Genomic DNA, 21,003 nt, shown 5'->3' with positions numbered 1-21,003 from the left:
ACGGAACAATTTCATCTTTACCTTGACGTTAACGTAAAGGTCTGTCATGGACGACACGTGCTTACGGAATCACACACAAATCCACCGCGAAAAGACGCGCAGACGGATTCGGGCAAATCCTCGTGGACCATCCGCGAATTCGCCGACATGTTCGGCGTCACGCCCCGGACCGTGCGCTTCTATGAAGATAAAGGTCTGCTCAGCCCCGAACGGACCGGCCAGAGCCGGACGTTTCATCGTCGCGACCATGCCCGGTTCGAACGCATTCTGCGCGGTAAGCGGCTCGGCTTTTCGCTCGATGACATCCGCGCCGTTTTCGACGTGCTTGAGGGCCGGATCAGCGACGCAAAGGAATTGCGCCGCCGTCGCGACAATTTTCAGGCCGTCATCGATGGTCTGGCCGACCGCCGCCGTGACGTGGCGCTGCTCGAGCGCGACATGACCGAAATCGTGTCCGTGATCGATGACTATCTGACCCAGAATTCCGACGACCAGACACAGGACGTCTCCAACCTTGCCGACCGTTACCAGGCGGCTTTCAAAAAACATCTCATTGCCCAACAAGGATCAATCTAATGCCCAGCTACAAGGCTCCCGTCCGGGATATGCAATTCCTGCTTCACGAAGTTCTCGGTTTCGAAGACCTGACGCAGTATGAAGCGTTCTCGGAGGTCGACCGCGATCTGGCCGATGCCATTCTCGGCGAAGCGTCCAAATTCTCAGAAGAAGTCCTCGCGCCGCTCAACGTGGTTGGCGACCATGAAGGCTGTACCCGGAATGCGGACGGCAGTGTCACCACACCGACAGGCTTCAAGGACGCCTATAAGCAGATGACAGAAAATGGCTGGACGTCACTCTCTATGGATCCGACCTATGGCGGTCAGGGCATGCCCGGCATGTTGCAGATTGCTGCCTCGGAAATGTGGACATCCTCCAACATGGCCTTTGCCATGTATCCCGGCCTGACGGGCGGCGCGATCAAGGCGATCCAGGTCGGCGGGTCCGATGAGCAGAAGCAGACCTATCTGCCCAAAATGATGTCCGGCGAATGGACCGGCACGATGAACCTGACCGAGCCACATTGCGGCACAGACCTTGGTATGCTGAAAACGAAAGCCGTCCCGCAAGCCGATGGCAGCTACAAGATTTCCGGCCAGAAGATTTTCATCTCCGCCGGTGAGCACGATATGAGCGACAACATCGTCCACCTCGTTCTGGCGCGCATCGAAGGTGCACCCGCGGGTACAAAGGGGATTTCGCTCTTCATCGTGCCGAAGTTCAAACTGGACGAGAATGAAGATCCGGGCGAGCGTAATGCCGTCTCCTGCGGCTCCATCGAAGAGAAGATGGGCATTCACGGCAACTCGACCTGCGTCATGAATTACGACGAAGCGGAAGGCTATCTGATCGGCGAAGAGAATAAGGGTCTGCGCGTCATGTTCGTCATGATGAACGAAGCCCGCATCGGCGTTGGCCTGCAAGGGCTTGGTCAGTCGGAAGTCGCCTATCAGAATGCGGCCATCTACGCCAAAGACCGCATTCAGGGCCGCGCCCTGACGGGTCCGCAGAACGAAGAGAAGCCCGCCGATCCCATCATCGTCCATCCCGACGTTCGCCGGATGCTGATGGAAACCAAGGCCTTCAACGAAGCCGGTCGCGCGCTCCTCTACTGGGCGGCCAAGCACGAAGATATTGAGAAGCATACGGAAGACGAAAAACTCGCCGAAAAGTGCGATGATTATCTCGGCCTGCTGACGCCTGTCGTAAAAGGCTACCTGACCGATATGTCGATGAAAACGACGATCGACTGCCAGCAGATCTTCGGCGGACACGGTTTTGTCGAAGAGTGGGGCATGAGCCAGTTCGTCCGCGATAACCGCATCGCCTTGATCTATGAAGGTGCGAACGGCGTACAGGCGCTCGATCTCGTTGGCCGTAAGCTTGCCCGCAATGGGGGTCGCGCGCTGATGACGCTTAATGCCGAGATCGATCAGTTTGTGAAGGACAATGCTGGCAACGACGCCATATCCGAATTCATGGACGGTCTGAGCGGTGCCAAGACCAAGCTCACGGAAGCCACCATGTGGCTGATGCAGAACGGCATGAAGGACCCCAATAATGCCGGGGCAGGATCGACCGACTACATGCACATGCTGGGCCTGGCGACGCTGGCCTATATGTGGGCCAAAATGGCTGTCGTGGCGCAAGCCAAGATCGATGACGGCTCGAATGAGGATTTCTATCCGAACAAGCTGATCACGGGTCGCTACTTCATGCTGCGTATGCTCCCCATGCTCGATAGCCACTTGGCCAAGATCAAGACGGGTGCCGAGCCTCTGATGGCGCTGGAAGCTGCGGCGTTCTGATTAAGGCTGGCCCTACAGGTTTGCGTCCCCGGTAGGGGTCCAAGGACGCTGAAAGCGTCCGACGCAAACCTCCACGCCAGCGGCGCTTCCCCAAAGGACGCGAAGGGGACCCTTCTTCATAAGCACAGTGGCACAATAGCACAGTCAAGCGCGCCTCCGGGCGCGCTTTTTTTTGGCGCCGGATCAGTTTGCCCTCGATACGGACCGGGAGAAGTTTTTAATTGCAGCAACAGATAGGATGGTACATATATACTAAATGACTAAGATAACACGTGTCCAAACGGGTATCCGGATCGAAAAGCGCCTTCTCAAAGTGCTGAAGGGGCTTGCAGAGCATTTGGACATGTCGGTCGGGGACCTTGTGGAAGGTGTCATGCTGCATGCTTTCGAAGGGAAGACACCGTTCTCGGAGGCAACAGTCACCAAAATCGGACAGTTGAAAGACGTCTATGATCTCGATTGGCAAGCGAGTGACAGCCATACATTCAAAGAGGGAGACAGGTGACGTCGCCTGCCCAGCAATGGTGGCGTTCCCTGTTCCCCACGGAAGCCGTCGACGCGCGCCAATTCGGCCACCGTGACCACGTCCGGCTGGCTTACCGACTATTGTCGCAAAACGATTTCATTGATGCAGCTGCGGCTTATGCCCGTGGAATACAGGAACTTGCCACGGAAGCCGGGGCTCCTGAGAAATTCAATCTGACAATCACCTACGCGTTCATGAGCGTGATTGCGGAGCGGATGGCGCGCAAAGAATCGACCGATGTCGATGAATTTCTGTCCGCAAATCCGGACCTTCTGAACAAGAATTTTCTTATCCAGCTCTATCCGGATGATCGCCTTCAGTCGGATCTTGCAAGGCAGTCATTTCTTCTGCCCAGTCTTGCTGCGTCCTAGATTGACGCGACAACTCTGCAGGGGGTCTCGGCGTGTGAAGCAGGCATGTTCGAAGGTCGGCCTCGATATCGTTCAGGCCCACATCCGACCACATGCATGATAAGCGTCATCCATGCGGATATTGCGTCGTGGGCTGATGCATTTTTCTGTTATGGGGCCTCTAGTTTCATCTCTTACAGGACCCTGACCATGAGCGCCGTTCTCGATTTCAAAAACCCCGACTGGTACGAAGAAGAAGACATCAACATGTTCCGGGATGCGACCTATCGCTTCTACAAGAACGAGATGGCGCCGCATTCGGAAAGCTTCCGCAAGAACAAGATGGTCGACCGGAAGTTCTGGGACGAGGCTGGCTCCTACGGTCTGCTCTGCCCGTCCATGCCGGAAGAATATGGCGGCGCTGGCGGCGATTATCGCCACGAAATGATCATTATGGAAGAGTTGGTCCGTGCGGGCGTCGATGGGTTTGGCCTGTCATTGCACAATGCGATCGTCGCGCCTTATATCCTGCATTTTGGTACAGAAGAGCAGAAGCGCAAATATCTGCCGAAAATGGCCTCAGGCGAACTGGTTGGCGCGATTGCGATGACAGAACCGGGCACAGGGTCGGACCTGCAAGGGATCAAGACGAACGCCAAGAAGGACGGTAATGGCTGGATCCTGAACGGGTCCAAGACGTTCATCACCAATGGCGGGACGGCCAATCTGATCGTCGTCGTGGCGGATACGGGCGGCGAGGGCAAACACGCCAAATCGCTCTTCCTGCTGGAAACGGACGAGGTTGAAGGCTTCCGCCGCGGTCGCATTCTCGACAAGGTCGGTATGGAAGCCCAGGACACAGCCGAGCTGTTCTTTGACGATATCAAATTGCCTGCGGACGCGCTTCTGGGCGAGCAGGAAGGCATGGGCTTTATTCAGCTCATGACTGAGCTTCCACAGGAACGGCTGAACATTGCCGTGCAGAACGTTGCGGCTATGGAAGAAGCGCTTCGTGAGACCATCGACTACGTCAAGCAGCGCAAAGCCTTCGGCAAACGCATCCTGGATTTCCAGAACACGCAGTTTGAACTGGCCGAGTGCAAGACCATCACACAGGTGACCAAGACGTTCGTCTATGACTGTGCGGACAAGCATCTGCGCGGCGAACTGGACACCGTCACGGCGTCCATGGCGAAATATTGGGCGTCTGATCGCTTGAACGAAGTCGTCGACCGCTGTTTGCAGCTGTTTGGTGGCTACGGTTATATGAACGAATATAAGATCGGCCGCATGTATCGCGACGTCCGCGTCGAGCGCATCTATGGCGGCACGAATGAGATCATGAAGATGGTGATTGCGCGCTCACTCTAGCCCCACAGATTGGCGTCCGCATCAGGGGTCTAAGATTGCCAATCGCAATCATTGTAAATCCCGCCGCAGGCGATCATCCCAAAAGATGATAAGGGGGAATGTCTGATGCAATCTGAACGCCTCAAATGCGCCGAGCACGAACAAAACAATAGGCGAAAAGGCGGCGCTTTGGCGTCGCTTTAATTTTGCTCTGAAAATCCCATGGCTCATTCGACAGATCGGCCTGTCGCCCATATAGGGTGGGAGGCGAGGATCTTTGGCGATGAATAATGGGGCATCCACATGCACACTATCAGCAAAATTCTGATCGGGCTCGTCGCGCTCATTCATGCCTATATTCTCGTCTTCGAGATGTTCCTGTGGGAGAGCCGGGGGCCGAAGGTTTTTACCACGATTCCGTCGGATCTGTTCACGCCGACCAAGGTTCTGGCCGCCAATCAGGGGCTCTATAATGGCTTCCTGGCAGCGGGACTGATCTGGGCACTGTTTCTCATCAAGGACGTGAACTGGAAACGTAATGTCGCTTACTTTTTCCTGGCCTGTGTCGCAGTCGCAGGTGTCTTTGGCGCGGTGACGGCATCCATGAATATCATTTTCGTCCAGACGGTTCCGGCGGGTCTCGCCATTCTCAGCCTGATGGTTCTGAAAGCCAGATCATGATTGTTGTAACCGGTTCAGTCATTGCCAAGCCCGGGCAGGCGGACGCAGTGCGCGCATTGAGCCTGACCCATGTGAAGCGCTCACAATCTGAGCCGGGCTGCATTGCGCATAATGTCTCGGTCGATTGCGAAAACGCGTCGCGTTTCGTGTTCGTCGAACTTTGGCAGGACATGTCAGCCTTAATGACGCATTTCCAGTTGGATGCGTCACGGGCCTTCGTCCGTGATCTGCGACCGCTCCTGTCAGAAGAGCCAATCATGACGATTTTCGATGCGAATGAGATCGACCCTCGCGGATAGGGCAGGTCAGTCGTGTCCGGGCCAGACATTATATCGGAGAAGGGGACCAACATGGCGACAACACCGGAACAGCAATTGGCGACAATGCTGGCCAATATTCCCGAGAAGACGGGCAAGACACTGGATGAGTGGACCCGGCTCGTCGCTGCGGAAGGGCTGGAAAAACATGGTCAGATCGTCGGCTTTCTCAAGACCGAACATGGTGTGACGCATGGCTTTGCCAATCTGATTTCGGCGAAGATCCGCGACACCGGAGAGACCGAAGATCTGATCGCGGCGCAATATTCCGGTGCCAAGGCGGGTTTGAAACCTCTTCATGACGCCATTGTCGCCTTTGCGAAAACGCTCGGTGAGGATGTCGAGTTCGCGCCGAAGAAAGCGTCCCATAGTCTGCGCCGCAAGAAGCAGTTCGCGCTCATCACGCCAGCCACGAAGAGCCGGATCGATCTAGGTTTGGCCCTCAAGGGTGATCCCGCCGAAGGGCGACTCGAGACTTACAACGCCATGTGCTCCCATCGGGTGCGACTCGAAACGGCGGCGGATTTCGATGATGCCGTGAAAGGCTGGATGGCGGAGGCTTACAGCCGCGCAGGCTGAATGCTGCGGTCTTGCGTTTGCGTCCTGCGATGATGTCGAACATCCCGCTTGCGACTCGCTTGCCACGCCCGTAACAGACGGCAATTTGCTTCCTCGCCGTCACGGACCGCGCTGCCATGCCAAAAAGAACCGACATCTCTTCCATCCTCATCATCGGGGCGGGGCCGATCATTATCGGGCAGGCGTGCGAGTTCGACTATTCCGGCGTGCAGGCGGTCAAGGCGCTGAAGGAAGAGGGCTATCGGGTCGTCCTGGTCAATTCCAATCCCGCCACTATCATGACAGATCCAGGGCTGGCAGACGCGACCTATGTCGAGCCGATCACGCCGGACATGGTCGAAAAGATTATTGCGATCGAGAAGCCCGACGCGCTGCTGCCGACCATGGGCGGACAGACGGCGCTGAACTGTGCGCTCGCGCTGGAGCAGATGGGCGTTCTGGAAAAATATGGCGTGGAGATGATCGGCGCCAAGGCCGACGTGATCGACAAGGCGGAGAACCGCGAGCGCTTCGCCGAGGCCATGACGAAGATCGGGCTGGAAAATCCGCGCGCGACCATCGTCACTGCGCCGACCCGCGATGACGGGGAAGTGGATTACGCCGCCGGTGTCGCCAAGGCGATGGACGCGCTCGATTTCACCGGATTGCCCGCCATCATCCGTCCCGCCTTCACCATGGGCGGCACGGGCGGCGGGGTCGCCTATAACCGCGATGAGTATCAGGAAATCATCCGGTCCGGCCTGTCGGCATCCCCGACCAATCAGGTGCTGGTCGATGAATCGCTCCTCGGCTGGAAGGAATATGAGATGGAGGTCGTTCGCGACCGGGCGGATAATTGTATCATCGTGTGTGCCATCGAGAATATCGACCCGATGGGTGTGCATACGGGCGACAGCATCACCGTCGCGCCCGCCCTGACACTGACCGACAAGGAATATCAGCGCATGCGGGATGCTTCGATCGCAGTCCTGCGCGAGATCGGCGTGGAGACAGGTGGATCGAACGTGCAGTTCGGGATGAACCCGGCGGATGGCCGAATGGTCGTGATCGAGATGAACCCGCGCGTGTCCCGCTCCTCGGCCCTCGCGTCCAAAGCGACCGGCTTTCCGATCGCCAAGATCGCGGCGAAGCTTGCCGTTGGCTACACGCTGGATGAGCTCGACAACGACATTACCGGGGCCACCCCCGCCGCCTTTGAGCCGACCATCGACTATGTCGTGACCAAATGTCCGCGCTTCGCCTTCGAAAAATTTCCGGGCGCCAAGCCCGTACTGACGACGGCGATGCGGTCCGTCGGTGAAGCCATGTCTATCGGCCGGACATTCGCCGAGAGCTTTCAGAAAGCCCTGCGCAGCCTTGAGACCGGATTGACGGGGCTAAACGAAATCCATTTCGCGGAAACCGATCCTGAAGCGCTCGACGGCGCGATCAAGGCGCGCCTCTCCATTCTGGCGCCCGATCGGCTGCTGGTCGTGGCCCAGGCCTTCCGGCACGGGCTGAGCGTCGACAAGGTCTATACCTATACCTCCATCGACAAATGGTTTCTGCGCCAGATCGAAACCATCGTGAAAGCCGAAAACTGGCTGCGCGAAAACGGCCTGCCCGGCACACCGGAACAATGGCGGGCGATCAAGTCCGAAGGCTTTTCGGACGCGCGCATCGGCGAACTGACCGGGACTAAAGAGAAGAAGGTCCGCAAGGCGCGCCATAAGGCAGGCGTCCGTCCCGTCTATAAACGGGTCGATACATGCGCCGCTGAGTTCCAGGCCAAGACACCTTATATGTATTCGACCTATGAAGCGCCGTCATTTGGCGGCACGGTCGAAAACGAAGCCCGCGTGTCGTCTGCCAGGAAAGTCGTCATTCTCGGCGGCGGTCCCAATCGCATCGGGCAGGGGATCGAATTCGACTATTGCTGCGTCCACGCGGCATACGCCATGGCCGATCTCGGCATTGAGTCCATCATGGTCAATTGCAATCCGGAAACCGTGTCGACCGATTACGACACGTCCGACCGTCTCTATTTCGAACCGCTGACCGAAGAAGACGTGCTGGAACTGATCCATGGCGAGATGCAGAGCGGCGAACTGCTGGGTGTCATCGTGCAGTTCGGCGGACAGACACCGTTGAAACTGGCGGGCGCGCTGGAAGCCAATGGCATTCCATTGCTCGGCACCAAATCGGATGCACTGGACCGCGCCGAGGACCGGGAGCGCTTCAAGACGCTGGTCGAGAAACTCGGTCTGCGACAGCCCAACAATGCCATCGCGAAGACGGCGAAAGAAGCGAAGGAAGCCGCCAAGACGGTCGGCTATCCGCTTGTCCTGCGTCCGTCCAATGTGCTGGGCGGTCGCGGCATGGAGATTGTCGACAATGACGCGGAGATGGAACGCTATATCACTGAGGCGGTGAAAGTGTCCGGCAAGTCGCCGCTGCTGATCGATCAATATCTGCGCGACGCGGTGGAAGTCGATGTCGATGCGATCTGTGACGGCGATGACGTCTTTATCGCCGGCATCATGGAACATATCGAAGAAGCCGGGGTCCATTCCGGGGATAGCGCCTGTTCGCTCCCGCCCTATACGCTCTCAGCGGACATTCAGGACGAAATGCGCCGTCAGGCGCGGTTGCTGGCGCTGGAACTGGGCGTGATCGGGCTGATGAATATCCAGTTCGCCGTGAAGCCGAATGAAGTGGGGGAGGAATTGGTCTATCTGATCGAAGTGAATCCGCGCGCCTCCCGGACGGTGCCCTTCGTGGCCAAGGCGATCGGCCTTCCGGTTGCCAATATCGCGGCCAAGGTCATGGCGGGCGAAAAACTGTCACAGTTCGATCTGGTAACGCGCCCGCAGAAATACATCGCCGTGAAGGAAGCCGTCTTCCCCTTTGCGCGCTTTCCCGGGGTCGATACGATCCTGGGGCCGGAAATGCGCTCGACCGGTGAAGTGATGGGGCTGGCTGACAGTTTCGGGGTCGCCTTCGCGAAAAGCCAGCTTGGCGGCGGTGTGATCCTGCCTGCCAAGGGACGCGTTTTCATCAGCGTCCGGGACGCGCACAAACCACTCATGGCGGATCTGGCGCGCGAGCTGATTGGTATGGGCTTCGGCATTGTCGCCACGGGCGGCACGACCAAATTCCTGCGTGATCGGGGTCTCACGGTCGATTATGTCAAGAAAGCCCATGAAGGCCGTCCCAACATCGTCGATGAAATGAAGAATGGCGATATTCAGATGGTCTTTAACACGACTGCGGGGAAACAGGCGCTGGAAGATTCCAAATCGCTACGCCGGACTGCGCTGGAACAGAAGATTCCCTATTTCACGACCGCCGCCGCGAGCCGCGCCACTGTCGAAAGCATCCGCGCTCTCAAGTCTGGCGGTTATGAGGTGGAAAGCCTGCAGAGCATCGCGGAAGGCTGAGACCCGAAGGGCTAAAGGCGTATCGCGTCAGTCGGGGTCGAGGATTGCATATCCCGTCAGCGAATAATCAGGAAAAATGCGACCTTCCCGGTCGATCTGCAAATGGACAGGGTCGACGCTACCGTCTGACGACAATAATTTTATGCCAATTCCGCCATTTCGGTTGAGACACCCGACGGACAAATCATGCGACGTATGACTTTCCGTCAGATACGCGGAACCGACATCAAAAAATCTGTGAGCATTACGTCTTTCGCCATTACGGATAAGTAGCGTCGCCATGATATTTGGGGGCTTGTTGACTTGGTGAGATACTAGAATGTTCCCGGTCATGCCATCGCAAGCGACTTTCAGAAACTGATTTCCGCCATGCGATTTGTCGCTAGTTCCAGCCTCAGTCATTGTCTTGATCGGCGAAGCCTGGGCGGCGACCGCAATCATAATCAGGGAGGCGCTGCAGATGATTTTCGAGAAAATCCGATTGGATGAAAAAAGCATGATATTCATTCCCACCGTCATTCTTAGCCTCTTTGCTGATAAAATGAAAATGGCGGCATTCAGATCGTCTTCAAAACGACCGCCGCCGCGAGCCGCGCCACCGTCGAAAGCATCCGCGCTCTCAAGTCTGGCGGTTATGAGGTGGAAAGCCTGCAGAGCATCGCGGGTGAATAGGATCGAAATACTAGCGTTTGGGGGACTTTCTTGGCCCGGACATTACTTCGCCTGTGTCTATATCGACATAGACTCTGCCGATATGGGTTGCGAAAGGAGTGCCACTCCCCTGGTCCAGATGTATCGTGATCGAAAGCTGGCTGTTTACACAATTATAGTGAAGAGCCACATCGGTTTGAAATTGCGCAGTATTTATGCTCTCAACAAATTGTGCAAGATCGATTTTTTGTCCATCAAGCTCAGAGTCAATGTCTACATTGAAGAACCAGTTGTCGGGCGATATTTCACGCCGTATTGTCATTGAGGTTTCCAGAAGGTGGCTGCCGCAATAATAACTGTCAGTTGTTTTACGCGACAAGCTCGTATCATAAAGCTCACGCGGACTGCTTAAAACAGTCAATTCTTCAGGCCCTCGGCTTTGATCAACGTAACTTATTCCGGTATCGGGGCCGCTACACGCTTGGAGTGCAACGGAGAAAATAAGGGGAATGACGTAATATCTATTCATTGCAGACACTCTGTGCATCTCTTGCGTTTTCAGCGTTTCCATCGGCGTTGCCTTCACGTCTAGGAGTGTCAGTTGCATCATATTCGTATAAGGTTCTATCACTATAGCTTAAAATGTAGTGCGCTCCTCCATCCGGCGTAGTTTGAACCTGCTCTAATCTTGCCCAGTCTGCGATCAATCATACGATCGGGCTGTCGGATGCGAACGGTGCGCTGCCAACGAACTTTAAAGCATGATATCGACCAGACGCTTCGCGAAACATGTCACACCCAAGAACGTGGTCCCGCCATGTCATTATCGGACTGACGCGTTATACCAGGAACGATCAGGGGCCGAACAGACGTGCGATATCGAGTGGTGAGGCTGACGTGATGCGATGTGCCTCCAAATCGATAAGATAGGTGGCGTCGCCGGACGCCATATTGTCATTGGCATGATGGCCACTCGACACTTTGAAAATGATGACATTCGTCTCGCAGAAAAAAGTGGTCGTCTCTTTTGTATAGGGTGAGGACGCGAAGGTCCGCGATAAAGACCTTGGCAGCTCTAGGGGGATGCCGTTGAGCTCGATATCGATCTGGGCGGACCGTAACTGGCCATTGTCCCACAGACTTACGTGATGGCTCATGAGCGTATGTCCGGAACAGGAAAAAGAGTCCGTCACGGAAAAGGATCGTGAGCTATTTACGGTTTCCCTGTCGGTTCCCATCATGATGCAGTCAGATGCAGGAGAGCCACAGTCAGGATCACCTGTTTCCCGCGTAACAAGGGGACCATCAGTTTGGGCGATCCGCGCTATGTCCGGTTCAGAAACAATCTGCGACACGGCAGACGCTGGCGAAAAAAGCGAAATTATGAGGAGTACAAGACTAGAAAGACGATGTCCATCAGAGTTTCCAATCGCGTCTGCACCATGGCCTGGTCCGAACTCTACCCGGGCATCAATGAATGGCTATTTCATCAAAAACGATTGCTTCACTGTCCATATATGCCTGGCATCAACGATCCGGAACTGAGATTGATGTAAATCGTATTCACCTTTTGATGTCTTGGATTTGGAATCGTATCGTATATTAAAACATCAATTGCCAGGCTGTTATTGGCACAGATCATGTCAAACCCAACATTGGATAGTTTTAAAACATCCAAGACTTTTCGTTCAATGTCGATCGTGTCAACAACTTCCCCATTGTACTTTATATTCAAGTCGAAGGTTTGGAAGTCCGCGTTACGGTCAGCATCGTATCGCATAGTCATATCCAAATCGACGCGGTTTCCTTCACAGTAAAATGTTTCTGATAATTTCGTGAGTCTTGTGGAGGGGGTCATCTTGATCGAAGGGCCCGAACTCACAATGAAGTCGCCTGATTTTGAATTTGTGTCCTGATTATCGGGGGCGGTATCCGAGGTCGTAGAGGCAAAACATGCCGTGGTGAGCAGGCCCATTATCAATGTAGCGATGAACGGCTTTTTAATCATTGCATTCTCCTTTTGCGTCATCACTATGGGTTGCGGTTCCAAATCCTAGGCCATCTCCTCTGGGGCGATCAGTATTATCATATTCGTAAAATTGACCATCATCGTGATTTAGAATGTAATGTGCGATAGTCGAATTATCTGCATAACCAGCATCTATGATTGTATCAATGGAACTCCAATCTCCAGGGGAGGGAATGCTGTACGATCCGGGTGTGTGGCTGTGGACAAGTGCTACGACATCTCCAATGCTAGTAGAAATGGTGAAATCGACATTATCGATAGTTCCTCTATCTAAAGCGTCGCGGGAAAAGCTACTCCCATCCCAATATATTACAGCGCCATATTCCACTTGATCCCAATCCCCAAGGGATTTGATCTCATCAGCAATCTCATCAGCAATCTCATTGGCCAACCTATCCCGCTCACTTTCAATCGCCTGCTCGACTTCGCAGACTTCGGGATCGAGCTCAGCATCTTCATCGCCGTCTTGAGGCGCACCTTCGCACGGGCCCGACCCGCAGGATGCGTTCAGATTGGCAAGATATTCAGACCCGTCACTGCTGTTTGGAATCCCGACCTCACATGTTGTGATCTCACTTCCGGGAATCCAGCCATAACCAGGCTGATAAATCTGGGTTGTTTCACAGTTCTGCTGGCCCAACGGAATTCGGGCCAAGGCCTGATCATAATTGAACCCCTGTAGGCTATAGGCTGGAATTGCCAAAAGTACGGAGCATACCGTCAACTTGAGACGTTGACCCGTAAGTGGTGACTTCATGTTCCCGAACCTCCCGTTTCACAGGAGTACTCAGCGACATGATTGGCGTCAACGCAATTATAAAAAACGCAACTGCAAATATAGTTTCGCGATCCAGCGTTTCGCGTGTCGACGGATCGCGTTTTATCGCACACCCAGGAACATGGTCCGGCCATTGCGTTCGACGACGAGGGCGTAGGGGCCGTCATTATCTGACAGGAAATCTTCGAATTCGTCGAGATCGGCAATCGGCGTGCGGTTGATGCGACGGATGATATCCCCGCGCTGCAGGCCCGCCCGCGCGGCGCGGCTATTGCGCCGGACGGTCGAGATGAAGACGCCGTCATCGCCGTCCCGCAGGTCCAGATCGTCTGGAATATCCGTAATTGTCGCGCCGGAGAAGCTCTCCATGGACGGGATGTCATCGGTCGCGGACGCGTCCAGTTCATCCCGGTCCTCTTCGACGACTTCGACCGTGATGCGGGTCGTGCGGCGTTTTCCGTCGCGCAGATAGGTGATGTCGGCGGACGTGCCGGGCGTGAGCAGGCCGACCGCATTGCGCAGATCAGAGCTATCGTCCAGCTCTTCGCCATTGAAGGCAATCACCACGTCGCCCGGTTCCAGCCCGGCCTTATCGGCGGCACCGTCTTCGACGACTTCCGAAATTAGCGCGCCGCGCAAGCTCGGCAGGTCGAGCCCTTCGCGCAGTTCCGGATCGAGATCACGGATCAGCACGCCGATGCGACCGCGCCGGACTTCGCCAAATTCCATCAGTTGCGCCATCACGTTACGGATCGTCCGCGTCGGCACGGCAAAGCCGATCCCGGCACTGGAGCCTGAGCGAGAGACAATGGCCGTGTTGATGCCGATCAGTTCGCCTTTGGAATTGACAAGCGCGCCGCCACTATTGCCGGGATTGATAGCAGCGTCGGTCTGGATATAATCTTCATAACGGTCGCCGCCGCGGGGATTTTCGCGGCCCAGTGCCGAAACGATTCCGCTGGTCACGGTCGATGACAGGCCGAATGGGTTGCCCACGGCGATGACATAGTCACCGACCATGATGTCGTCCGTTTCGGCAATATCGAGGGCACTCAGGCGCGGCGCATCGATCCTGAGCAGAGCCAGATCGGTTTGCGGGTCGGTGCCGACGACGTCCGCCATGAATTCACGCCGGTCTTCCAGCGTGATCTGGATTTCGTCGGCCCCGTCGACCACGTGATTATTGGTCAGGATCAGGCCTTCATTGGCATCGACCACGACACCGGAGCCCAGCCCGGCGCGCGGTCCGCGATTGCGCGGGCTCTGACCGAAGAAGCGTTCGAACATTTCCATCTGATCGTCGGTCAGATCGGGCGTACCGCTTTCTGTAACCGTATTGATCGAGACGACGGCGGGGGTGACCCGTTCGAGCAGAGGGGCCATGGTGATGACGCCGCGACGGCGATCAAAGGTCATAGAGTCATTGCCGCCAAGCAGCTGCACGGGCTGAAACAGCGGGGCATCGGGTTGCGGCGTGTCCTGAATGACCTGCGACATGGCCAGCGGTGCGGCGACAAGTCCGACTGCGGCTGTCGTCAGGATGAGGGCTTTTTTCACGTCTGGGCTCCTTGATGAAACGAAATCGAAAAAGACGGTTCGTAATCTTTTAGAAAGATATGAAGTCTGTACCGGTTCCCGCAAGGCACTGCGGCAGAATGTGACCGAGGTTTAAGATAGGTGAACTGAGCGTGAGCCATTGGTGAGGTGCCGATGGGCCGTTCACAGCATGGCGCGGCCCAGATAGGTGTAAAGCTCTGCCATCAGCTCCGGACTGCCGCAGGCGACGAGGCGCGGGCCGTCCTTGGGCGTGCCGCCATGCCAGTCCGTGATGACGCCGCCTGCGCCGATTACGACTGGCATCAGGGCGCGCACGTCGCAGGGCTTCATCCCGCCTTCGATGATCAGGTCCATCCGCCCTTGCGCCAGCAGCACATAGCCGAACGCATCCAGCCCGAGGCGGGAGAAGGCAACGCCGCTCTGAATGATCTTATAGGCCGCGAGTTCGCCCGGTCCGAACATGCCGAAGGGCTGCGTGCAGCCCAGGCGGGCGTCCGACAAACTGTCGATCGTACGGACGTGCAGCGGTCCCTGTGTCCCGTCATCATGGATCAGATGGGCGGACGGGTTACCGGACAGATCGCCAAAGGCGCGCTGGCCGAGAGCGGGCAGGTCGATCAGGCCGAGAACGGGTTCTCCGTGCTGCGAACAGGCGATCAGCGTGCTCCAGACCGGCACGCCGGCGACGAAGGCCCGGGTGCCGTCGATGGGATCCAGCGTCCAGGAAAAGTCGTTCGTCCCGACATGATCGGGTAGCTCTTCGCCTTCGATGGAGTCGTTCGGAAAACGTTCGCGGATCAGGGCGCGCAAGACCCGCTCAGCCTCGATATCGGCCTGGGTGACGGGGTCGTAGCCGGATGGGGCCTTGTTCTCGGCGACGATGCCCGACCGGAAGAGCGGCAGGGTGATGGCGCGCGCCGCTGTAGACAACTCATCGAAAAAAGCGCGGCGAGCTGCAATCGGGTCGGTCATGCGAGCGGCCATAACGGACCGCGGCGACTTTGTCCCCGGCATTTATTGCCGGAAACAGTACAGGTTCAGGGCGCGACCAGTCGAAGCGCGGGCTTGGTCGCTCCTTCGAGCGATTTGGCCAGGTCGAGCAGATGTTTGCGCGGCGCTTCGCCCATCGCATAATAGGCGCGGACCAGATCCATCGTTTCCTTCTTGGACAGCACGTCCGGAGCGATATTGTCTGTATCGTCCGGGGCGAAGGCATCGCGTTCCGACAAGCCTTCATAGAAATACTGCACCGGGACCGACAGAGCCTCGCTGAGTTCGAACAGGCGGGCTGCGGAGACGCGATTGGCGCCGCATTCATATTTCTGGATTTGCTGGAAGCGGATGCCGACCTGTTCGGCCAGCGCCTGCTGAGTCAGGCCGAGCAGGCGGCGACGGCGGCGCAGACGTTTGCCGACATGAAGGTCGATATGGCTGGTCATGGGTCCTCACGCAAATGGATCGAATGATCGTCTCGCCTGAGAAGGGAGCAATCGTCGTGCCAAGCTGCCGTGAGTTGTTCCCCTGTGGGTTGTTCGCGTCAAAAGGGAGGGAATCCAGCGCTCTGGGCTCGCCTCTATGGTTAATCAGTCATGAATTCCGGATCCGGGCGGCGTTTGCGCTGTCCCGTATTCGCACAGTCTCAAGCTCTCAACGGCGCGGGCCTTTAACGTCCGATCTACTGCGCCGCAATGGCTTGCGGTCGTCTCTGATCGATCAGGGTCTGCACCACCTGCGCCATGCGCCCAGCCAGATCATCATAGCTGCGTTTGGGCGCCAGCGTGACGGGATTGAGGTAGAGATCGCGATTGATCTCGATCTGCAGGGTTTCGATGCCGCTATCGGGCCGTCCGTAATGGTCCGTCACATAGCCGCCAGCATAGGGGTAGTTCACGGCAACAGAGAAGCCCGCATCTTGCAGTACCTGCCGCACCTGCAGCAGCGTGTCAGCATGGCAGGCGCGCCCGAACCGGTCGCCCAGCACGATGTCCGGCCGCCGCGATCCCATCGGCGCGAAACCGGGCATGGAATGACAATCGATCAGCAGCGCCTGTCCGAAGCGGGCGCAGGATTGACCGATCAGGGCCTGCAAGGCCGCGTGATAGGGGTGATAGAGCGCCGCAATCCGCGCCTCCACATCAGCGCGGCTCGGAATGCGGCGATAGATCGGCGCCCTGTCGCCAATGTGGGTCGGCACGACACCGATCCCGGCCTGCGCTCGCGCGGACGGATCGATCGGCCTGTCGGACCAGCTCTGCGGCAGATCGTCCGGCGCGCGGTTCACATCGACATAGCAACGCGGAAAATGCGCACACAGACGCGGCGCGCCCGCCGGAACCGCGGCTGCGATCAGCCGATCGACGAACATGTCCTCATTCCGGCGCAGCTGCGCCTTGCCGAGGAGGGCGCGTTCGCGAAAGGCCTGCGGATAGATCGAACCGGAATGCGGCGAGGCGAACAGGATCGGCGCGACCCAGGCATCCGGATGATCGACCGTATGACCCGGTGTCATGGCGCGCAGGCTCTCGACCTCTGCCGGGCTTAGTCTGTCCGTCCTGCGTGTAAAACCGGTGCGCATGGATCGTCTTCTAGCGCAAAAAGCCGGTGGCTGGTCAGGGTTTTTTAAGTCGCACCCCGCTAGGCACATCTGAATGGCGTGATTCTCGCATAGGACGAGACGGCAGGGCCGGTCGATCCAGTCTGGCGCGACGCACGCGTAGCGATTATAGCGGTTTTGTCCTGACAGGGCGGGGCCGAAGCGGGTTTGGACAGATTATGGCGACGATACTTTATGCCGAAGACGATGCGGACATGCGCCGCTTCTTCGAAAAAGCCCTCGAAAAGGCGGGCCATAACGTTATTGCCTGCTCGGACGGCGAACGCGCGCTGCGCGCGCTCAAATTCGCGGATGGAGCGTTCGATCTGCTGCTGACCGATATTATGATGCCCGGTGTGGACGGGATCGAACTGGCCAAACAGGCCGAAACCCTCTCCCCCGGCATCAAGGTCATGTTCATCACTGGCTTCGCCGCCGTCGCCATGAGCGACGCCAAAGCGTCAGAACAGACCGTTTTGAGCAAGCCCGTCCACCTGCGCCAGCTGGTCAGTGAAGTGGACCGGCTGATTGCGGCGTGACGTGGTATAGTTTGACTGCACTGTCAGCATCTGTTCGGACGAAATTATATCGTCGATCAGGTTTCAGCTTGTAAATTTTTGGTTCCACAGGTGGTTGGCAGACAATTCTCGGATCACATGTCTCCGAGTTGAAAATGGTCCTCTTTGCGCCAGATTCAACGGAGAACAATGATGGGCTGCTGTTTTGTTCTTGCAGGACGGCGCACTGAAGTGTCGGTTCCGAACTGTTTATGTTATGGTAATTTCCGACCTCAGGAATCGTTTATGGTGAAGCTGAGGCGCTCACAACGCTGAAAAAATAATTGTTAGGATAACGGTAGATTTAATTGTCATCGGATTTCTCTGGACTTTTTTTGACTCACCCAGCAGCTACCCTGCTATCGTTCCAAAAAAAGCGACTATGGGTGCGATCTGCGATGTCGAATATGCGCTAATACAACCAGTAGCGTTCCGATAACCAAAACAATAATAACATATACTCTAAGAACGAATTCAGTAACCTTCCCGTCTTTTACAAGAAGGTAAAATGTGGTGAGTGCCACAAGCCTTAAAAATGATAGCAATTGATAAGGTAAATTCGCCGGCAAGGCGAAGTGACACGTCCTTTATATCGTCATAGTGTCTTCTGGCGTGATATCTTGCGGTTCTCCTACCTCAAACTTTGATACATCTATCGGTTCGCTTGTCTCAGTCATGAGATCGGCCGTCTATTCTTTATTGATTGTCTCAGCAGTTCGGAACGCCCAGAATTTCGCAACCTTTTTCAAGTCCGACTTTGGGAAGGATCGCTGAAATGTCGACACTGAACATGACGGCGACCTCCGGCCCGTCGTCCCAATCGCGTCCGACGACCGACACATCGATATTACGAAATACATTGTCGACTTTCAGACCGAAGCCGAAATCATCCGTTGTCTCACTGGGATTATAGGCGACGATCGCAGATACTCCCATGGGTTTGACACGCTCACCTTTATCATTCCACTCGCGCCACCATTTCACACCGAAGACTTCAATCAATCCTGCGAAGTCGACATTCTCACCTTTGGAGTTGTAGGCCGTCACACCCAAACTGGGGCGAAGTGCCACAAATTGGTGGGTTTTCGGTTCGACAAAGCCCAGATCGTTACCATTCGGAGTAACGAGCCATTCGTTCAGAGCCGCCTCCCAGATTGTCATGCCTGATATCTTGTCGTCCCCTAGGACGTAGGTTCGCCAGATTGCGGAATTTCTCTCGGCTTCTTGGGCAAAGACGGCGCCAACCTGCGGTTTTGCGGCAAGCGTGGCCATATCGATCATGGTAGGTATCAGTGCCAGCGCACTATTTTTTCTGCGATTGCACTGTGCGTCACAGGGAACCTGCAGCGCGTCGATGTTCTGGCAGGAACCTGTCTCTCGTGTGGAGCCATTGCGAAGGAATTCGCCACAGAGAAAGATAGGTTTGATTACGGCATCCCGGCCGATGACGAGTGAGGCCCGGTAGCTTTCGTTCATCCTGAAATCGGATAGATAGCTTTGACGGTCAATCTGTCGCGTCATAAAGTCTTCGGTCAGGTAAGTGGCGCGATCACTCAGACGTCGATACAGTTCACAGCCGTCCTCTAACCCGGTTGCGCACAATTGCGCTTCCGACCGGATAATCGAGGTCTTGATGCGTTCAAGGGCATTCTTGGCATAGATGACGTTGTCAACATCATCGCCTGGATTCATGATCGCATCCATATCCTGGTAGCAGACTCGTAACTGCCGAATGGCGTCAAGCTGCGTAGTGACGTCATTTTCGATACTGGTCTGGCAATTGGGCGTGTCTTCTGCTGCAGCAGTGCTTCCAAGTAGCACCCAGAATAGCAAGATGGCGAAGATCGGTCTCATACGAACGCTCCTTCCAGAATCTGGAAGGCCTTGCGCCAATATTCGAGCAGCCTTTCATCATCCTGTTCCTTGAGTTCCTTCACGACCAGATTATCGAGAAGGTCGGTGATGGCTTGACGTTGCTTGGTTGCAGTCTTTTCCTCGTACGCCATGAAGAGCTCGGTTTTTTCCTTGCTACTAAGCATCAGGCCCGAATCCATGGCGCTAAAGATCGGCAAGTGAACCTTGGGATTTGAGAAGTAATGACCAAAGGAATGGGGGATCAGGGCATCGAAACTTCCTAACTTCCCATTGTCCAGGATCAGGTCAGGACGATAGTGATTCAAAGTCGGGAGGTAGGTAAACGGGCCGTCTCCGCCGCCGGCGTGACCATTGCCGAGAAGGTCATTCCACGCTTCGCCCTCGAAAGGTACAGCTTGTGTGAGCGGATCCAGGCGGTGCGCTGCGCTAAGATAATTGTAGGTAGCCGAAAACGGCCCTGCCGGCTTCATATGGTCATTATAGGGTGGCGCGAACTTGTCCGAGGCGAGCGGCGCGATCACGTTGGCGATCATGGCAATCATGCTGGCGGGTTGAAGCGCTTTTGCATAACCGCTTTTCAGGGCTTCTTCCTGGATGGCCGAAACAGCGTCATGCGCAACGATGCTTCCCATTGAGTGTGCGATCAGCGTCCAACGGCGAGGCTTGGAATAGGGCTTGTCCTGTGGCCCCAAAGTCTCTCGCAATATCTTGGCGATTACATGTGACTTGATGCTACGCCTTGCTGTCTTGAGAAACTTGTAGAGGAGTACGTCGACAATATGGGTCCAGAAAAAATTGTCTTCGATTTCCTTCGACTTCGCGAACAGTTTCGTCAGGTCACTCGGGACGGTTTTCGGAAGCATGAACGATAAATCGCGCACCGCATCCGCCGTATTGGTCAGAAGGGCATCGAAATACTCGTCATAATTGATGTTTACGAACCGATAGCGATCATCAAAGTCGCGACCCTTCAGATAGGGGTAGAGGTCGTAAGCCTCTTTGATCGTCTTTTGCGCGCTGTCGAACCACTGATTGTCATCGACGCGCTTGGCAGGGTCACCGTCAGATGCCTTGCGGTAGACGCCCATCCCGTGAACGAGAAAAATCACATGCTTTGCAGCAGCCATCGATACCCCCCCCTGAAGGATGCGCTCCCCATCCGCTGACCCTTCGATGCAATCAAAGAGTGTAGTTCTATTTATCATAGTTAATTTGATTTGCAAATATCAAACAGGCGTTCCCAATTTTACGCCTTTTGGTTGTCTTGAAGATGATAAGGAGAAGGTGGAAAGCAGAATGGGATTGGGTGCAAACGATGTGTTGGTTGGGCGTCAGTATGATATCAGCCGCACTTGCAACTCACCCGCAAACAAAT

The 21,003-nt window shown here is 55.8% G+C and carries 21 protein-coding genes; 10 read left to right on the top strand and 11 right to left on the bottom strand.

The annotated features are described in order from the left end of the window. The first annotated feature begins 57 nt into the window (after window positions 1-57). The 9 genes from AB6B39_RS14660 to carB all read left to right on the top strand — a co-directional run bounded on the left by AB6B39_RS14660 (window position 58) and on the right by carB (window position 9,588). Window positions 58-576 (top strand): MerR family transcriptional regulator, encoded by a 519-nt coding sequence (locus AB6B39_RS14660; RefSeq protein WP_371398645.1) that lies wholly within the window; start codon window positions 58-60, stop codon window positions 574-576. Beyond that, window positions 576-2,366 (top strand): acyl-CoA dehydrogenase C-terminal domain-containing protein, encoded by a 1,791-nt coding sequence (locus AB6B39_RS14655; RefSeq protein WP_284372475.1) that lies wholly within the window; start codon window positions 576-578, stop codon window positions 2,364-2,366. Before AB6B39_RS14660 ends, AB6B39_RS14655 begins: the two co-directional genes overlap by 1 nt. Before the next feature lie 256 nt (window positions 2,367-2,622). Continuing rightward, entirely contained in the window at window positions 2,623-2,871 is a 249-nt protein-coding gene (locus AB6B39_RS14650; RefSeq protein WP_284372477.1) for a hypothetical protein, read from the top strand. After that, on the top strand, window positions 2,868-3,263 hold the full coding sequence (locus tag AB6B39_RS14645; RefSeq protein ID WP_284372479.1) for a hypothetical protein: 396 nt from the start codon (window positions 2,868-2,870) through the stop codon (window positions 3,261-3,263). The genes AB6B39_RS14650 and AB6B39_RS14645 overlap by 4 nt, the downstream gene beginning before the upstream one ends. 189 nt (window positions 3,264-3,452) lie before the next feature. Further along, window positions 3,453-4,613, top strand: a complete 1,161-nt coding sequence (locus AB6B39_RS14640; RefSeq protein ID WP_284372481.1) for an acyl-CoA dehydrogenase family protein — start codon at window positions 3,453-3,455, stop codon at window positions 4,611-4,613. A 282-nt stretch (window positions 4,614-4,895) separates the two neighbouring features. Then, on the top strand, window positions 4,896-5,273 hold the full coding sequence (locus AB6B39_RS14635; protein WP_284372483.1) for a DUF1304 domain-containing protein: 378 nt from the start codon (window positions 4,896-4,898) through the stop codon (window positions 5,271-5,273). Continuing rightward, window positions 5,270-5,572, top strand: a complete 303-nt coding sequence (locus AB6B39_RS14630; RefSeq protein WP_284372485.1) for a putative quinol monooxygenase — start codon at window positions 5,270-5,272, stop codon at window positions 5,570-5,572. Before AB6B39_RS14635 ends, AB6B39_RS14630 begins: the two co-directional genes overlap by 4 nt. A 51-nt stretch (window positions 5,573-5,623) precedes the next feature. Continuing rightward, window positions 5,624-6,169, top strand: coding sequence for a DUF4287 domain-containing protein (locus AB6B39_RS14625; protein ID WP_284372488.1), 546 nt, complete (start codon window positions 5,624-5,626; stop codon window positions 6,167-6,169). A gap of 116 nt (window positions 6,170-6,285) precedes the next feature. Then, complete coding sequence (gene carB / locus AB6B39_RS14620; protein ID WP_284372502.1) at window positions 6,286-9,588, top strand: carbamoyl-phosphate synthase large subunit; 3,303 nt, start codon at window positions 6,286-6,288, stop codon at window positions 9,586-9,588. Between the two features lie 27 nt (window positions 9,589-9,615). Here the strand turns inward: carB and AB6B39_RS14615 are convergent, their stop codons facing one another. The 9 genes from AB6B39_RS14615 to AB6B39_RS14575 all read right to left on the bottom strand — a co-directional run bounded on the left by AB6B39_RS14615 (window position 9,616) and on the right by AB6B39_RS14575 (window position 17,178). Next, complete coding sequence (locus AB6B39_RS14615) at window positions 9,616-10,095, bottom strand: hypothetical protein (RefSeq protein WP_371398644.1); 480 nt, start codon at window positions 10,093-10,095, stop codon at window positions 9,616-9,618. A 175-nt stretch (window positions 10,096-10,270) separates the two neighbouring features. Beyond that, window positions 10,271-10,849 carry a hypothetical protein gene (locus AB6B39_RS14610; protein ID WP_371398643.1) on the bottom strand — a complete coding sequence of 193 codons (579 nt, stop codon included), beginning with the start codon at window positions 10,847-10,849 and terminating at the stop codon, window positions 10,271-10,273. 244 nt (window positions 10,850-11,093) lie between these two features. After that, window positions 11,094-11,396: a hypothetical protein gene (locus AB6B39_RS14605; RefSeq protein ID WP_284372508.1), complete on the bottom strand. Its 303-nt coding sequence runs from the start codon at window positions 11,394-11,396 to the stop codon at window positions 11,094-11,096. Between the two features lie 347 nt (window positions 11,397-11,743). Next, a complete protein-coding gene (locus AB6B39_RS14600; protein WP_284372510.1) occupies window positions 11,744-12,247 on the bottom strand; it encodes a hypothetical protein in 504 nt (167 codons plus the stop codon). Further along, complete coding sequence (locus tag AB6B39_RS14595) at window positions 12,240-13,025, bottom strand: hypothetical protein (protein ID WP_284372512.1); 786 nt, start codon at window positions 13,023-13,025, stop codon at window positions 12,240-12,242. The genes AB6B39_RS14600 and AB6B39_RS14595 overlap by 8 nt, the downstream gene beginning before the upstream one ends. A 123-nt stretch (window positions 13,026-13,148) precedes the next feature. Then, window positions 13,149-14,603: a Do family serine endopeptidase gene (locus AB6B39_RS14590; RefSeq protein WP_284372515.1), complete on the bottom strand. Its 1,455-nt coding sequence runs from the start codon at window positions 14,601-14,603 to the stop codon at window positions 13,149-13,151. Between the two features lie 162 nt (window positions 14,604-14,765). Beyond that, on the bottom strand, window positions 14,766-15,575 hold the full coding sequence (locus AB6B39_RS14585; protein ID WP_284372518.1) for an inositol monophosphatase family protein: 810 nt from the start codon (window positions 15,573-15,575) through the stop codon (window positions 14,766-14,768). 65 nt (window positions 15,576-15,640) lie between these two features. Continuing rightward, the gene (locus tag AB6B39_RS14580; RefSeq protein WP_284372520.1) at window positions 15,641-16,042 is read right to left on the bottom strand and encodes a helix-turn-helix domain-containing protein; all 402 of its coding nucleotides are present in this window, start codon (window positions 16,040-16,042) and stop codon (window positions 15,641-15,643) included. Window positions 16,043-16,278: 236 nt separating this feature from the next. Continuing rightward, the gene (locus AB6B39_RS14575) at window positions 16,279-17,178 is read right to left on the bottom strand and encodes an N-formylglutamate amidohydrolase (RefSeq protein WP_284372522.1); all 900 of its coding nucleotides are present in this window, start codon (window positions 17,176-17,178) and stop codon (window positions 16,279-16,281) included. A 197-nt stretch (window positions 17,179-17,375) separates the two neighbouring features. Between AB6B39_RS14575 and AB6B39_RS14570 the strand changes: the two genes are divergently transcribed. Then, a complete protein-coding gene (locus AB6B39_RS14570) occupies window positions 17,376-17,735 on the top strand; it encodes a response regulator (protein ID WP_284372524.1) in 360 nt (119 codons plus the stop codon). A 726-nt stretch (window positions 17,736-18,461) separates the two neighbouring features. On the opposite strand, the gene AB6B39_RS14565 is transcribed toward AB6B39_RS14570, so the two are convergent. Beyond that, window positions 18,462-19,607, bottom strand: coding sequence for a hypothetical protein (locus tag AB6B39_RS14565; protein WP_284372526.1), 1,146 nt, complete (start codon window positions 19,605-19,607; stop codon window positions 18,462-18,464). Next, window positions 19,604-20,851 carry a hypothetical protein gene (locus tag AB6B39_RS14560; protein WP_284372528.1) on the bottom strand — a complete coding sequence of 416 codons (1,248 nt, stop codon included), beginning with the start codon at window positions 20,849-20,851 and terminating at the stop codon, window positions 19,604-19,606. Before AB6B39_RS14560 ends, AB6B39_RS14565 begins: the two co-directional genes overlap by 4 nt. Window positions 20,852-21,003 lie beyond the last annotated feature (152 nt).

Origin of the sequence: Algimonas porphyrae (assembly GCF_041429795.1) — a bacterium.
Classification (GTDB): Bacteria; Pseudomonadota; Alphaproteobacteria; order Caulobacterales; family Maricaulaceae; genus Litorimonas; species Litorimonas porphyrae.
Note: the sequence above shows the minus strand (reverse complement) of the source record. Positions and strands in the feature narration are given on the sequence as shown.